This window comes from Pseudomonas palmensis, from assembly GCF_049942755.1.
Classification (GTDB): Bacteria; Pseudomonadota; Gammaproteobacteria; order Pseudomonadales; family Pseudomonadaceae; genus Aquipseudomonas; species Aquipseudomonas palmensis.
This window is the reverse complement of sequence record NZ_CP187958.1, coordinates 2665437-2680859: the sequence shown is the minus strand read 5'-3', so window position 1 is coordinate 2680859 and position 15423 is coordinate 2665437. Positions and strand designations below refer to the sequence as shown.

Below are 15423 nucleotides of genomic sequence, written 5' to 3'. Positions count from 1 at the left end.
CAACGCATGTAATGAGGATCGATTTGTAGTAAAACTACACGCCGCCGGTACAACGCCCGGTAATCCAAGAATTTCATGTCGTCTGCCCAAAAGGCCAGTCGCAAACTCAGGCAACCGATTCTGGAAGCCTTTCCGCCCTGGAGCAAGCCATGCAAGACCTCGATCCCGTCGAAACCCAGGAATGGCTGGACGCCCTGGAGTCGGTTCTCGACAAAGAAGGCGAAGACCGCGCTCACTATCTGATGACCCGTATGGGCGAGCTGGCCACCCGTAGTGGCTCCCAGCTGCCGTATGCCATCACCACGCCATACCGCAACACGATTCCCGTCACCCACGAAGCACGCATGCCTGGCGACCTGTTCATGGAACGCCGCATTCGCTCGTTGGTCCGCTGGAACGCGCTGGCCATGGTAATGCGCACCAACCTGAAAGACTCGGACCTGGGCGGCCACATCTCCAGCTTCGCCTCCAGCGCCACGCTGTACGACATCGGCTTCAACTACTTCTTCCAGGCCCCGACCGACGAGCACGGCGGCGACCTGATCTACTTCCAGGGCCATGCCTCGCCGGGCGTCTACGCCCGTGCCTTCATGGAAGGCCGCATCAGCGAAGACCAGATGAACAACTTCCGTCAGGAAGTCGATGGTCAAGGCCTGTCGTCCTACCCGCACCCGTGGCTGATGCCTGACTTCTGGCAGTTCCCGACCGTGTCGATGGGTCTGGGCCCGATCCAGGCGATCTACCAGGCACGTTTCATGAAGTACATGGAAAGCCGCGGCTACATCCCTGCCGGCAAGCAGAAGATCTGGTGCTTCATGGGCGACGGCGAGTGCGACGAGCCGGAATCCCTGGGTGCGATCTCCCTGGCAGGCCGCGAGAAGCTGGACAACCTGATCTTCGTCATCAACTGCAACCTGCAGCGCCTCGACGGCCCGGTTCGCGGCAACGGCAAGATCATCCAGGAACTCGAAGGCGTGTTCCGTGGTGGTGGCTGGAACGTCAACAAGGTGGTCTGGGGCCGTTTCTGGGACCCACTGCTGGCCAAGGACGTCGACGGCATCCTGCAGCGCCGCATGGACGAAGTCATCGACGGCGAGTACCAGAACTACAAGGCCAAGGACGGCGCGTTCGTCCGTGAGCACTTCTTCAACACCCCGGAACTCAAGGCCATGGTCGCCGACCTGTCCGACGACGAGATCTGGAAGCTCAACCGTGGTGGCCACGACCCGTACAAGGTCTATGCAGCCTACCACCAGGCGGTCAACCACAAGGACCAGCCTACGGTCATCCTGGCCAAGACCATCAAGGGTTACGGCACCGGTGCTGGCGAAGCCAAGAACACCGCGCACAACACCAAGAAGGTCGACGTCGACAGCCTGCGTCACTTCCGCGATCGTTTCGACATCCCGGTCAAGGACGAAGACCTGGAGAACCTGCCGTTCTTCAAGCCTGAAGAAGGCAGCGCCGAAGCCCGTTACCTGAGCGAGCGCCGTTCTGCCCTGGGCGGTTTCGTGCCACAGCGCCGGGCCAAGAGCTTCAGCATCCCGACCCCGCCACTGGAAACCCTCAAGGCGATCCTGGACGGCTCGGGCGACCGTGAAATCTCCACCACCATGGCCTTCGTGCGCATCCTCGCGCAGCTGGTCAAGGACAAGGAAATCGGCCAGCGCATCGTCCCGATCATCCCGGACGAAGCGCGTACCTTCGGTATGGAAGGCATGTTCCGCCAGCTGGGCATCTACTCGTCCGTCGGTCAGCTCTACGAGCCCGTCGACAAGGACCAGGTGATGTTCTACCGCGAGGACAAGAAGGGCCAGATCCTCGAGGAAGGCATCAACGAAGCCGGCGCCATGTCGTCGTTCATCGCCGCCGGTACCTCGTACTCGAACCACAACCAGCCGATGCTGCCGTTCTACATCTTCTACTCGATGTTCGGCTTCCAGCGTATCGGCGACCTGGCCTGGGCCGCTGGCGACAGCCGCACCCGTGGCTTCCTGATCGGCGGTACTGCCGGGCGTACCACCCTCAACGGTGAAGGCCTGCAGCACGAAGACGGTCACAGCCACATGCTGGCCGCGACCATCCCGAACTGCCGCACCTATGATCCGACCTACGGCTACGAGCTGGCGGTGATCATCCAGGACGGCATGAAGAAGATGACCGAAGAGCAACAGGACGTCTTCTACTACATCACCGTGATGAACGAGTCCTACCAGCAGCCTGCCATTCCGGCCGGTGTCGAGGAAGGCATCATCAAGGGCATGTACCTGCTCGAGGAAGATACCAAGGACGCAGCGCACCACGTCCAGCTGATGGGCTCCGGCACCATCCTGCGCGAAGTGCGTGAAGCGGCGAAGATCCTGCGTGAAGAGTTCAACGTCGGTGCCGACGTGTGGAGCGTCACCAGCTTCAACGAACTGCGTCGCGACGGCCTGGCCGTGGAGCGCAGCAACCGCCTGCACCCTGGCCAGAAGCCCAAGCAGACCTACATCGAGGAGTGCCTGGGCGGCCGCAAGGGCCCGGTCATCGCCTCTACCGACTACATGAAGCTGTTCGCCGAGCAGATTCGTCAGTGGGTACCGAGCAAGGAATTCAAGGTCCTGGGTACCGATGGCTTCGGTCGCAGCGACAGCCGCAAGAAGCTGCGTCACTTCTTCGAAGTCGACCGTCACTTCGTGGTGCTGGCTGCCCTGGAAGCCCTGGCTGACCGTGGCGAGATCGAACCGAAGGTCGTGGCCGATGCCATCACCAAGTTCGGCATCGACCCGGACAAGCGCAACCCACTGGACTGCTGAGGAGTATTTTTAAGTGAGCGAACTCATTCGCGTACCTGACATCGGCAGCGGTGAAGGTGAAATCATCGAGCTGTTCGTCAAAGTCGGCGACCGTATCGAAGCCGACCAGAGCCTGCTGACCCTGGAGTCGGACAAGGCCTCCATGGAGATCCCGGCCCCCAAGGCCGGTGTGATCAAGGCCCTGAAGGTCAAGCTGGGCGACCGCCTGAAAGAAGGCGACGAACTGCTGGAACTGGAAGTCGAGGGCGCCGCTGCGGCGCCCGAGGCACCGGCTGACGCTGCGCCTGCCGCCGAACAAAAGCCTGCTGCCGCCCCGGCTGCAGAGGCTGCCCCGGCACCGGCCGCTGCTCCTGCGGCTGCCACTGTGCAGGACATCCACGTGCCGGACATCGGCTCGTCGGGCAAGGCCAAGATCATCGAGCTGCTGGTCAAGGTCGGCGACAGCGTCGAAGCCGACCAGTCGCTGATTACCCTGGAGTCCGACAAGGCCTCGATGGAAATCCCGTCGCCGGCTGCCGGCGTGGTGGAAAGCATCGGCGTCAAGCTCGAAGACGAAGTCGGCACTGGCGACTTCATCCTCAAGCTCAAGGTCCAGGGCGCCGCCGCGCCAGCAGCGCCTGCCGCTGCTGCACCGGCTGCCAAGGCTGAAGCGGCCCCGGCTGCTGCGCCTGCCGCCGCACCGGCTGCCAAGGCCGAAGCCGCACCGGCCCCGGCCGCTGCGCCAGCGCCAAGCGGTGCCAAGGTTCACGCCGGCCCTGCCGTGCGTCAGCTGGCCCGCGAGTTCGGCGTCGAGCTGAGCGCCGTGGCTGCCAGCGGCCCGCACGGCCGCGTGCTCAAGGAAGACGTGCAGGTGTACGTCAAGGCCATGATGCAGAAGGCCAAGGAAGCACCGGCTGCCGGCGCGACCGGTGGTGCGGGCATCCCGCCGATCCCGGCAGTCGACTTCAGCCGCTTCGGTGAAACCGAAGAAGTGCCGATGACCCGCCTGATGCAGGCTGGCGCCACCAACCTGCACCGCAGCTGGCTGAACGTGCCGCACGTGACCCAGTTCGACAGCGCCGACATCACCGAGCTGGAAGCCTTCCGCGTTGCGCAGAAGGCCGTGGCCGAGAAAGCCGGCGTCAAGCTGACCGTGCTGCCCTTGCTGCTCAAGGCCTGTGCGCACCTGCTCAAGGAACTGCCGGACTTCAACGCGTCGCTGGCCCCTAGCGGCAAGGCGATCATTCGCAAGAAGTACGTCAACGTCGGTTTCGCCGTGGATACGCCAGACGGCCTGCTGGTCCCCGTGATCAAGAACGTCGACCAGAAGAGCCTGCTGCAGCTGGCTGCAGAAGCGGCGGCCCTGGCTGAAAAGGCCCGCACCAAGAAGCTTTCTGCCGACGACATGCAGGGCGCCTGCTTCACCATCTCCAGCCTCGGTCACATTGGCGGCACCGGCTTCACGCCGATCGTCAACGCGCCGGAAGTGGCGATCCTGGGTGTGTCCAAGGCCACCATCCAGCCGGTGTGGGATGGCAAGGCGTTCCAGCCCAAGCTGATGCTGCCGCTGTCGCTGTCGTACGATCACCGCGTGATCAACGGTGCCGCTGCCGCGCGCTTCACCAAGCGCCTGGGCGAGCTGCTGACCGACATCCGCACCATGCTGCTGTAACTGCTGCACGCCGTGCTCCCCTGCCGGGGAGCACGGACACTGTTTTCGAGCTGCCACGCTCGTACCTCAACCCCGCCATCTGGCGGGGCTTTTTTTGCCTGCGATTCATGCCGTGCCGCTCAACGTCCCACCTTGAGCGGCACCGCCAGACGCAATCCGTCTCGGCATTACTGAAGAATTTGTACCTGTCAGCCGATACAGATCAAGCCAGGCCACTCTATTGCTTGTCAGCCTCAAGCACATGATGCAACCTTGCTCAAACGCGTAGCAGCACTTCGCCCAGCCCGCGCCAACAGCCTTCTTGAAGCGAGCTTCCCATGAAAAGCCAACCTGATGCCGCCAGCCGTACGGTGGCCGAGGTAGTGACGCAGTTGCCGGTGCCTTCGCGGCTCGGCATGCTGCGTTTCGAGCGGCTGAATGAGGCCAGCTGGGCCATGCTGTTCCTCGACCCGGGCTGCGAGCGTCAGTTCGGCCAGGCGGCCGTCGACCTGTGTGCGCTGATCGGCTCGCCCTATGCCAGCCTGATGGAGCCCGAGGCACGCTACAAGCTGCACGACACCATCGAGCTGCAACTGGCGCAGCGTCCGTACTACCTGGTGCGTTATACCCTGCACACCAGCCTGGGCCCGCTCAATATGCTGGAGCTGGGCGAAGCCTACCGGCAGCACAACCGCCAGTTGCTGCGCGGCTATCTGCTGGTGCTCGATGCCCAGCCCAACGACACACCCGACCTTTCGGCGGCAGAACTCGAAACCCGCAACAACCGCCTGCAGATCGCCCTGCAGCTCAACCAGCAGGCGCAGCAGGAACAGCTCGAGCACCTGGAGCGTGTACGCGCCCAGCAAGACCTGATCCTGCGCCTGGCGCGCCAGCGCTACAGCGCCGACAACTCGCTGCAGGAAGCCGCCGAGCTGATCACCCGCAGTGCCTGCGAAATCTACAGCATCGACTGCGCCAGCATCTGGTACCTGGAAGGCCAGCAACTGGAACCGATCTCGGCGTTCTACCGCGCCACCCAGGAGTACCGCCTGCCCGAGGCGATCGATGCCGGGCGATTTCCCGACTACCTCGAGGCGCTGCACACCAGCCGCGCCATCGATGCGCACAATGCGGCGCGCGACCCACGCACCCGCGAAATCTCCGAGAGCCTGCGCCAGCGCGGTATCCACGCCATGCTCGATGCCAGCATCCGCATCGACGGCCAGGTGGTCGGCGTGCTCTGCCTGGAACACAGCGGCTCGACCCGGGCCTGGCAATCGGATGAAATCGCCTTTGCCGGCGAGCTGGCCGACCAGTTCGCCCAGGTCATCAACAACCACAACCGGCGCACCGCCACCAGCGCCCTGCACCTGTTCCAGCGCGCGGTGGAACAAAGCGCCAACGCCTTTCTGCTGGTCAACCGCGATGGCGTGGTGGAATACGTCAACCCCAGCTTCACCGAGATCACCCAGTACACACCCGAAGAGGTGCATGGCCACCGCCTGTCCGAGCTCACCGCACTGGAGAACCTCAGCGAGCTGCTGTTCGACTCGCCGTCGAGCCTGGCCATGGGCAACAGTTGGCAGGGCGAATTCAAGAGCCGGCGCAAGAACCTCGAGCCCTACTGGGGCCAACTGTCGATCTCCAAGGTGTATGGCGACAACCGCGAGTTGACCCACTACATCGGCATCTACGAAGACATCACCCAGAGCAAGCTGGCCCAGCAGCGCATCGAACGCCTGGCCTACACCGACAACCTCACCAGCCTGGGCAACCGCCCGGCGTTCATCCGCAGCCTCGACGAGCGCTTCGAGCGCGACAGCGACAGCCCCATCTGCCTGCTGCTGGTGGACATCGACAACTTCAAGCGCATCAACGACAGCCTCGGGCACCAGACCGGCGACAAGCTGCTGATCAGCCTGGCCCGGCGCCTGCGCAACAGCCTGAGCCCCGGTGGCAGCCTGGCGCGTTTTGCCAGCAACGAGTTCGCCGTGCTGCTGGAGGACAGCAGCCTGGATGCCGGCCAGCAGGTGGCCCAGCAGTTGCTCAACACCCTCGACAAGCCGATGTTCGTCGACAACCAGCTGATCAGCGTGACCGGCTCGGTGGGCCTGGCGTGTGCGCCGCTGCACGGGCGCGACCCGCAGACCCTGATGAAGAACGCCGGCCTGGCCCTGCACAAGGCCAAGGCCAACGGCAAGCACCAGGTGCAGGTGTTCACCGAGGCGCTCAACGCCGAGGCCAGCTACAAGCTGTTCGTGGAAAACAACCTGCGCCGCGCCCTGACCCAGAACGAACTGGACGTGTTCTACCAGCCCAAGCTGTGCCTGCGCAGCGGCCGCCTGCTCGGCCTGGAGGCCTTGCTACGCTGGAACCACCCGGAGCGGGGCATGATCCGCCCCGACCAGTTCATCAGCGTGGCCGAGGAAACCGGGCTGATCATCCCCATCGGCAAGTGGATCGCGCGCCAGGCCTGCCGCATGAGCCAGCTGCTGAGCACCGAGGGCATGGGCAACCTGCAGGTGGCGATCAACCTGTCGCCCAAGCAGTTCTCCGACCCGGAGCTGGTCAGCTCGATCGCCAACATCCTCAAGGAAGAAGCCCTGCCGCCACACCTGCTGGAACTGGAACTGACCGAGGGCCTGCTGCTCGAAGCCACCGAGGATACCCACCGCCAGCTCGACGAGCTCAAGCAACTGGGCCTGACCCTGGCCATGGACGACTTCGGCACCGGCTACTCCTCGCTCAGCTACCTGAAGAAATTCCCGATCGACATCATCAAGATCGACCGCAGCTTCATCCACGAGATCCCGGACAACCAGGACGATATGGAAATCACCTCGGCAGTGGTGGCCATGGCTCACAACCTCAAGCTCAAAGTGGTGGCCGAAGGCATCGAGACCGCCGAACAGCTGGCGTTCCTGCGCCGCCACCGCTGCGACGTCGGCCAGGGCTACCTGTTCGACCGGCCGATCCCCGGCAGCGAGCTGATCGAAAAACTCAAGCGCTATCCGCGTGGCCCAATCGCCTGACAGCGGCGAAACACTCGGGCACACTACGGGTCTACCCCCTACACATCCTGCCTTGAAGAGGAACCGCCCATGGTCCTGCGCTCGGAGATTCTGGTGAACAAAAACGTACTGCCTGCCGCCGAACAGGCGCTGCCGGGTCGCGAGACCCCGATGACGCTGCCCGAGAAGCATTTCGTGTTCGAAGACACCCCGCTGCTGGGCCCGTTCTTCGAAGACGTCGATTTCGCGATCTTCGGCCTGGGCTGCTTCTGGGGTGCCGAGCGGCGCTTCTGGCAGCGTGAAGGTGTGGTCAGCACCGTGGTCGGCTACGCCGGCGGTTTCACCCCCAACCCCACCTACGAAGAAGTCTGCTCGGGCCTGACCGGCCACACCGAAGTGGTGCTGGTGGTGTTCGACAAGGCCAAGGTCAGCTACCAGGACCTGCTGACCATGTTCTGGGAGCTGCACAACCCCACCCAGGGCATGCGCCAGGGCAACGACGTCGGCACCCAGTACCGTTCGGCCATCTACTGCACCAGCCCCGAACAGCTGGAACTGGCCGAGGCCAGCAGGCAGGCCTACCAGGCCGAGCTGAACAAGGCCGGTTTCGGCCAGATCACCACCGAGATCGCCCAGGCACCGACCGTGTACTTCGCCGAGGCCTATCACCAGCAGTACCTGGCCAAGAACCCGAATGGCTACTGCGGCATCGGCGGCACTGGCGTGTGCCTGCCACCCAGCCTGCAAGGCAACTGAGGCCACGCCATGAGCACACCGAGCATGACCCTGTTCCATGCCGCCGCCTCGCCGTTCGTGCGCAAGGTTCGCGTGCTGCTGCACGAAACCGGGCAGGCCGAGCGGGTAGCCCTGCATCCCGTCGACCTGAGCCCGATCAAGACCGATGCCGAGCTGAACCTGGGCAACCCGGCGGGCAAGATCCCGGCGTTGCGCCTGGAGGACGGCACGGTGCTGCATGACAGCCGCGTGATCGTCGAGTTTCTCGACCATCAGCATGTGGGCAACCCGCTGATCCCGCGCGAGGGCCCGGCGCGCTGGCGGCGCCTGACCCTGGCGTCGCTGGCCGATGCGATCATGGACGCGGCGGTGGTGGCGCGCTACGAGACCTTCCTGCGCCCTGAGGACAAGCGCTGGACGCCGTGGGTCGACGCCCAGCAGGACAAGATCCGGCGCGCGCTGGCGCACCTGGAAGACGAGCACCTGGCCGAACTGGCCTCGGTGTTCGACGTAGCGGCAATCGGGGTGGCCTGCGCGCTGGGCTACATCGACCTGCGCCTGCCGGACCTTGGCTGGCGCGAGCGCCAGCCGAACCTGGCAGCCTGGTATGCCGAGGTGAGTCAGCGCGAATCGATGCTAAAGACCGCCCCTTCTGTGGCCTGATCGGGCCTCATCACGGGTCAAGCTCACCCCCACAGATCTGCTGCTGCCGTTGAGGCTTGTACCGGACCTGTGGGAGCGGGCTTGACCCGCGATGAAGTCGACGCTGATCTCGGCAGCCCAGATCAACCTGATTTCCCCCACCATCACAGCCCCCAGCGTGCGTTCCTCTCTCAATCCGCTCATTTCAAGATCCCCTGCCCAACCTGATACCAGTCCAGGCGGCGTGTCAGCACCATGAACACCCCAAGCAGGCCGAACAGCAGCAACGAGCCCATCAGCAGCGCGTAGTCCTCGGCGCCCAGCAGCCCGTAGAGCATCGCGTACAGCACCAGCAAGCCCGCCGCAAACCCCAGCCCGCGCGCCAGGCTGCGCAGCACGTGGCACAGGTAGAAGCCGATCAGCAGCACGCAGCCGCCCGCCGACAGCGCATACGCCAACCCGAACCCCAGGTGCTCCGACAACGACAGCAACAGCAGGTAGAAGAACGCCAGGGCCACACCCACCAGCGCATACTGGATCGGGTGCACGCTGAGGTTCTTGAGAATCTCGAACAGGAAGAACCCGGCAAAGGTCAGCGCAATGAACAACAGCGCATACTTGATCGCCCGCTCGCTCTTGAGGTACTGGTCCACCGGGTCGACGAAGCTCACGCCGAAACTGCGCCCGTGAAAGTCGTCGCAGGCGTTGTTGACCACGCACTGGGTCAGCGCATCCTCCAGGTTGGTGGAGAAGAACGAGGTCTGCCAGCGCGCGCTGAAGCCGTGGGCGTCGATCTCGCGGCTGATGGGCAGGTAGTTGCCGATGAAGCTTGGATGCGGCCAGTTCGCCGCCATGTTCACCGTGGTGCTGCGCCCTACCGGCAGCACATGCAGGCGCCCGGTGCCCTGCAGGCTCAGGTCGAAGGCGTAGTCCAGGCGGGTCTCGGCGCGGCCGTCGAGGTCGGGCAGCGTCACGTGCACACCGCCGCCCAGCCAGCCCAGCCCCGTGCCCGCGGCGAAGGCCAGCGACTGGCCATTCACGTTCAGTTCCAGGCTCTTCTCGATACCGCGGATATCGCTGATGCCCACGGCCAGAAACGCCGGGTCGAAGCGGTAATCGTCGAAGTCTTCGGTGATGCCCCACTGCGCCGGCACCTTGAATTGCCCGCTGATGCGGTTGTCGGCGTGGAACAGGCGCGCCTGGTAGATGCCCCGCGAACGCAGCTCGGTGTCGACCTTGGCGTCGACCTCCAGGGTCTCGGGCAGAAAGTACAGATGCCCGGCCACCGTGCTGGTCTGCTGCTGGGTGCTGCCATCCACGGTTTTCCAGGTGCGCTGGATCTTGCGGTACGGCACCACCAGCAACGGCCCGCTGATCTGCTGGCTGTAGCTGGAGCTCTGGGCGATGTCCTCGACCACACTGTCGCGCTGCTGCTGGCGGTCCTGGATCAGGCCGCCGATCATCAGCAGGGGTATCAGCAGCAACACGATCAGAAAGGCGATGGCGCCCAGTTTGATGCTCAGGGTTCGGTTCATGGGCAATGGCTCCGGTTTCGATGGAGCCAGTCTGCCCGCCGTGCATGGAGCGGGTTGGGCGCTTGTGTGGAGTTATGTGGAGAGTGCGTGGAGCTCAGCCCAGCCGCTCGTTGGGCAGCCACAGGCGCACCCGCACGCCGTCCTCGACGTTGGCCACCTCCAGCGAGCCGCCATGCAGCTGCATCACTTCCTCGACGAAGTTCAGCCCAAGGCCTGTGCTCTTGCGCCCCGTGCCCGGGCGCGGCAGCGAGTAGAAGCGCTCGCTGAGCCGGCCCAGGGCATAGTCCGGGATCGCCGCCCCCTGGTTGTACAGGCTCAGCGCCAGCCGTGGGCCCCGTGTCTCCAGGTCGACCACCAGCAGGCCGCCCGGCGGGGTGAAGTCCAGGGCGTTCTCCAGCAGGTTGCCGATGGCCTGGCGCAGCAGAAACGGCTCGCACAGCAGCCGTACGCTGGCCGGTACCCGCTGGCGCACCTGCAGGCCGGCGCTTTCGATGCGCGCGCTCTGGGCCAGCAGCACCTCGTCCACCAGCGCCGCCAGTGGCACCTGCTGCTGGTCTTCCAGGCCCTGGCGCTGCTCGACCTGGGCCAGGTCCAGCAGCCGCTCGATCAACTGCTGCATGCGCGCGCTCTCGCTTTCGATATTGCTGGCAAAGCGTTGGCGCTGCTCGTCGCTCATCGGCCCCTGCAGCAGCTCGCTGGCCCCGCGAATCGCCGCCAGCGGGCTTTTCAGCTCGTGGGTCAGGGTGTGCACGTAGCGCTCCACATACGCCCTGCCCTCCAACTGCGTGCGCATGCGCTCCACCGCACCGGCCAGTTGCGCCAGCTCGCCGCCGCGGTAATGCGGCAAGGCCACGCGTTCACCCTCGCTGACCGCCTGCGCATAGCGCGTCAGCCGACGCAGCGAGCGCGCCAGCCACCACGACAGCCCGGCGCCCACCAGCAGGCCCAGCACGATCAGGCCAAGGCCCAGGTTGAACAGGCGCCGCTCGGAGCGATCGATGTACGGCTGCAACGACTTGTTCGGCTTGGCCACGGTGACCACGCCGATGATCTTGCCGGCATCGATGATCGGCGCCGCCACGTGCATCACCGACGACTCCGGGTCGTCCGGATCGCTGCGGGTGGAGCGGGCGCCATACTCGCCGCGCAGGGTCAGGTACACGTCGTTCCAGCGCGAATAGTCCTGGCCCAGGGCTTCGCCGCTGGAGTCGAGCAACACCTTGCCGTTGGCGTCGGTGACGTAGATGCGGTGGTTGACCTCGTTCTTGGCCAGGCCCCAGATATCGGCCCTGGGCTGGCGCTTGCCGTAAGCCTTGAGCAGCTCGGGCAGCCGGCCCTGGCCGAGGGTGCCGGCCTTGACCTCGTCGCGCAGAATCTCGGCCAGCAGGTTGGCGGTGTCCACCAGGGTTTCCTCGGTGGACTGGCGCACACCCGGGCGCACCTGTTCGCGCACGGTGTTGAGGATGAAGTAGCCGGTCAGCCCGACGAACAGGAAGTACACCAGGAAGATGCGGATGCCCAGGCGCATCAGCTGTGCCCGGGGCTGTAGCTGTAGCCCAGGCCGCGGTGGGTCTGGATAGGTTCGGCGTCGGCCTGCACGGTGCGCAGCTTGGCGCGCAGGCTCTTGATGTGGCTGTCGACGTTGCGCTCGTAGCCGGCCTCGGCCGGCACGCCGGTGGCATCCAGCAGTTGTTCGCGGCTGAACACCCGTTCGGGTTGTTCGAGCAGGCATTGCAGCAGGCGAAATTCGTGCCGGGTGAGGTTGAGCGATTGACCGCGATAGCTGATCTGCAGGCGCTGGGAGTCGATGCTGAAGGGCGTTTCGGGGGCCTCGGGTTCGCTGCGCGGGGTCATGCGCTTGAGGATGGCGCGTACCCGCGCCGCCACTTCACGCGGGCTGAAGGGTTTGACCACATAGTCGTCGGCACCGATCTCCAGGCCCACCACGCGGTCGATCTCCCCATCGCGGGCGCTGAGGAACATCACCGGTACCTCGCTGAAGCGGCGCAGCTGGCGGCAGGTTTCGAAGCCGTTGATATCCGGCAGGCCGATATCGAGGATGATCAGGTCAGCCGGGCGCTGACGCTGCTGCTCCAGCGCGGCGCTGCCCAGGGTCACCCATTCGGTGCTGTGACCGTCGCCTTGCAGGGCAAAGATCAGGGTGTCGGCGATGGCCGCTTCGTCTTCGACAATCAGTATGTGGGGCATGGGCGGTGCAGGCCTGGCAGGTTTGGGTGCACTTGTAGGGGATTATCCCTCGACTGACAAGGCCCTGTCGCCGCTCAAGCCCGCTCCCACGGGAGAACGACGGCCCTTGTGGGAGCGGGCTTGAGCCGCGATGGATTCAACTCAGCATTCAGGCTTGCCCGCCGTGAACCGGCGCGCCGGGTTCACCGCCGCGCCGAACTCGCGCAGCGCCTTGGCCCCGATCAGCAGCGGGTAGTTGAAGCTGCTGCGGTCGGTCAGGTTGACCTCCACCGTGCGCTTGACGTCGCCCAGGCACAACTCCAGCTCCACCACCGGACGCTTGGCCGGGTCGGGTGCTTCGCCGTCCTCGTCTTCATCGGCGCGGCTCTTGATCTTGCTGATGCGCGCCACCTTGTGTTCATACACCTTGCCGTCGGCATCCTTGGTCGCCAGGCGGAACCGCACCCAGTCCTCACCATCGCGCTTGAAGCGCTCGATGTCCTTGGCCGACAGCGACGCGGTCAGCGCGCCGGTGTCCATCTTGGCCTTGAACGTCTGGTCGAGGTCCGCCACGCCAATGTATTCATAACGGCCATACAGGGTCGGCTCGGCGGCCATCACCGGCAAGGCCAGCAGGGAAAGCAGTGCAAGTACGGATTTCACCGGGTCAGCTTCCTTGAGAAAAGTCTGTGTTTAGACTGCCGCAGCAGCATAGGTTCGTCGCCACAGGGTATTCAACACAATGTGAAACATTTGTCCGCGCCGTGGGCTGCCCAGAGTTTGGCCTGAACCGAATCCCTGCTTATCATGGCCGACCGCCTAACCGAAAATCAGAGTTTTCTTATGCGCCGCCTGCTTACCGGCAGTCTTGTGACCCTGCTGCTCTTGCTCAACACCCTGGTGCTGATCGGCCCGTTGCTGGTCTTCGCCTTGCTCAAGCTGGTACTGCCCGGCCGCTACCGCGACTACGCCTCGTGGGCGGTGATGTGGATCGCCGAGACCTGGGCCGAGATCGACAAGCTGATCTTCGCCCTGTGCATCCCCACCCGCTGGGACGTGCGCGGCGCCGCCGACCTGCGCCTGGACACCTCCTACCTGATGGTCAGCAACCACCAGAGCTGGGTGGATATTCCCGCGCTGATCCAGGTGTTCAACCGGCGCATTCCGTTCTTCAAGTTCTTCCTGAAAAAGGAACTGATCTGGGTGCCGTTCCTGGGCCTGGCCTGGTGGGCGCTGGACTACCCGTTCATGAAGCGCTACAGCAAGGCCTTCCTCGAACGCCACCCGCACCTCAAGGGCCAGGACCTGGAGATCACCAAGGCCGCCTGCGAGCTGTTCAAGCGCCAGCCGGTGACCGTGGTCAACTACCTCGAAGGTACCCGCTTCACCCCGGCCAAGCGCGATGCCCAGGGCTCGCCGTTCCGTCACCTGCTCAAGCCCAAGGCCGGCGGCGTGGCGTTCGTGCTCGCCGCGCTGGGCGAACAGCTCGACGCCCTGCTCGACGTGACCCTGGTGTACCCCGGCGACACCGCGCCGGGGTTCTGGGACCTGGTCAGCGGTGCAGTGCCGCGAGTGATCGTGGACATCCAGGTACGCGCACTGGACCCGGCCCTGTGGCGCGGCGACTACGAGAACGACCCGCAATTCCGGCGCAGCGTACAGGACTGGGTCAACCAGCTGTGGCACGACAAGGACGCGCGCATCGAGCAACTGCGCCAGGAGCTGCGCCGCTAGCCGATGATCGCGTGGGGCACGAAGCGGCTGCTGTCCTTGGTGATCAGCGAGTTGTCCTCGCGAATGCCGATGCCTGCCGGCTGATCGCCAACCACCCAGCTGCCGATCACCGTGTGGCTGCCGGCAAACCGTGGCAAGGCATGAAACTGCTGGATCACGTGGGGGCCACTGCCATACGGCCCCTCCTCCTTCACCCGCTGCCCGTCAGGGGTATGAATCTCCACATTCGCCCCCTCCCGCGAGAAGAACGGCTTGCGCACCCACCCCGGCGCCAGCGGCCGTTCGGGCGTGGCGTCGATGAATGCGGGCAGCAGGTTCGGGTGCCCTTCGTGCTGCTCCCACAGCAGCGCCAGCATGCCCTTGTTCGACAGCAGCGCCTTCCAGGGCGGCTCGACGAACAGCGTGCCGCTGCCGGCAATCGCCGGGCCGTAGCGGTCGTGGAACATGTCTTCCCACGGGTAGAGCTTGAACAGGCTGGGGATCGGCGCCCCACTGCGGTCGATGAAACGCCCGGCCGGGTTCAGGCCGATGTCTTCCACATCGATCAGGCGTGTATCGAGCCCGGCAGCGGTGGCAATGTCGCACAGGTACTGCACCGTGCCACGATCCTCCAGCGAGTCCCTGACCGAGGCAAAGTAGAACGGCGTGGCAAAGGTGTTGGCGCCGAACACCTGGCCGAGTTTCTCTTCAAGGCTGTTGAACTGGTCGGCATCGGCCGGCAGTACGCCGCGCTGCATCTGCTGCTCAAGCCACAGGTACTGGAAGAAGCCGGCCTCGTACAGCGAGGTGGGTGTGTCGTAGTTGGCTTCCAGCAGCTTGGCCGGGCCATGGCCGTCGTAGCTCAGGTCCATGCGCCCGTAGAAATGCGGGTGCCCGTCGCGCCATGAGCGGCGGATCAGGTCACGGTAGTCACGCGGGATGGCCAGGCGGTCGAGCAGTTCTTCGCTGTCCACCGCCCGCGCCACCAGGTCCATGCACAGCTCGTGCAACTGGCGGGTGGGTTCTTCGAGGTCGTCCTCGATCTGGCGCAGGGTGAACTGGTAGCACGCCGACTCGTCCCAGTACGGCTCGTCGCCGAAGGTGTGGAACCTGAAGCCGTAGTGTTCGGCGGTGGCTTTCCAGTCCGCGCGCGGGGTGCAGGCAATACGTTTCAT

11 protein-coding genes are annotated in these 15423 nt (G+C 64.7%); 6 read left to right on the top strand and 5 right to left on the bottom strand.

From position 1 onward, the window contains the following. Positions 1-149 precede the first annotated feature (149 nt). The 5 genes from aceE to ACPRTJ_RS12255 all read left to right on the top strand — a co-directional run bounded on the left by aceE (position 150) and on the right by ACPRTJ_RS12255 (position 8834). Positions 150-2795 (top strand): pyruvate dehydrogenase (acetyl-transferring), homodimeric type, encoded by a 2646-nt coding sequence (gene aceE, locus ACPRTJ_RS12275; protein WP_043863655.1) that lies wholly within the window; start codon positions 150-152, stop codon positions 2793-2795. A gap of 13 nt (positions 2796-2808) precedes the next feature. Next, a complete protein-coding gene (aceF, locus tag ACPRTJ_RS12270) occupies positions 2809-4446 on the top strand; it encodes a dihydrolipoyllysine-residue acetyltransferase (RefSeq protein WP_058541811.1) in 1638 nt (545 codons plus the stop codon). Positions 4447-4763: 317 nt separating this feature from the next. Beyond that, complete coding sequence (locus ACPRTJ_RS12265; RefSeq protein ID WP_043863653.1) at positions 4764-7457, top strand: sensor domain-containing phosphodiesterase; 2694 nt, start codon at positions 4764-4766, stop codon at positions 7455-7457. Positions 7458-7526: 69 nt separating this feature from the next. After that, entirely contained in the window at positions 7527-8192 is a 666-nt protein-coding gene (msrA, locus tag ACPRTJ_RS12260) for a peptide-methionine (S)-S-oxide reductase MsrA (protein ID WP_043863652.1), read from the top strand. 9 nt (positions 8193-8201) lie between these two features. Beyond that, a complete protein-coding gene (locus tag ACPRTJ_RS12255) occupies positions 8202-8834 on the top strand; it encodes a glutathione S-transferase (RefSeq protein WP_054915994.1) in 633 nt (210 codons plus the stop codon). 179 nt (positions 8835-9013) lie between these two features. Here ACPRTJ_RS12255 and creD read toward each other — a convergent pair whose 3' ends face one another. From creD to ACPRTJ_RS12235, 4 genes are all read right to left on the bottom strand, one after another. Beyond that, a complete protein-coding gene (gene creD / locus ACPRTJ_RS12250; RefSeq protein WP_043863650.1) occupies positions 9014-10348 on the bottom strand; it encodes a cell envelope integrity protein CreD in 1335 nt (444 codons plus the stop codon). Between the two features lie 94 nt (positions 10349-10442). Further along, positions 10443-11876: a two-component system sensor histidine kinase CreC gene (creC, locus tag ACPRTJ_RS12245; RefSeq protein WP_043863649.1), complete on the bottom strand. Its 1434-nt coding sequence runs from the start codon at positions 11874-11876 to the stop codon at positions 10443-10445. Further along, positions 11876-12556, bottom strand: coding sequence for a two-component system response regulator CreB (gene creB / locus ACPRTJ_RS12240; RefSeq protein ID WP_123753443.1), 681 nt, complete (start codon positions 12554-12556; stop codon positions 11876-11878). The genes creC and creB overlap by 1 nt, the downstream gene beginning before the upstream one ends. A 141-nt stretch (positions 12557-12697) precedes the next feature. Beyond that, positions 12698-13198, bottom strand: a complete 501-nt coding sequence (locus ACPRTJ_RS12235; protein ID WP_043863647.1) for an ATP-dependent zinc protease family protein — start codon at positions 13196-13198, stop codon at positions 12698-12700. Positions 13199-13378: 180 nt separating this feature from the next. Between ACPRTJ_RS12235 and ACPRTJ_RS12230 the strand changes: the two genes are divergently transcribed. Beyond that, positions 13379-14269 carry an acyltransferase gene (locus tag ACPRTJ_RS12230; protein ID WP_043863646.1) on the top strand — a complete coding sequence of 297 codons (891 nt, stop codon included), beginning with the start codon at positions 13379-13381 and terminating at the stop codon, positions 14267-14269. Here ACPRTJ_RS12230 and ACPRTJ_RS12225 read toward each other — a convergent pair. Then, a complete protein-coding gene (locus ACPRTJ_RS12225) occupies positions 14266-15423 on the bottom strand; it encodes a glutathionylspermidine synthase family protein (protein ID WP_043863645.1) in 1158 nt (385 codons plus the stop codon). The two genes, ACPRTJ_RS12230 and ACPRTJ_RS12225, sit on opposite strands and share 4 nt — an antisense overlap.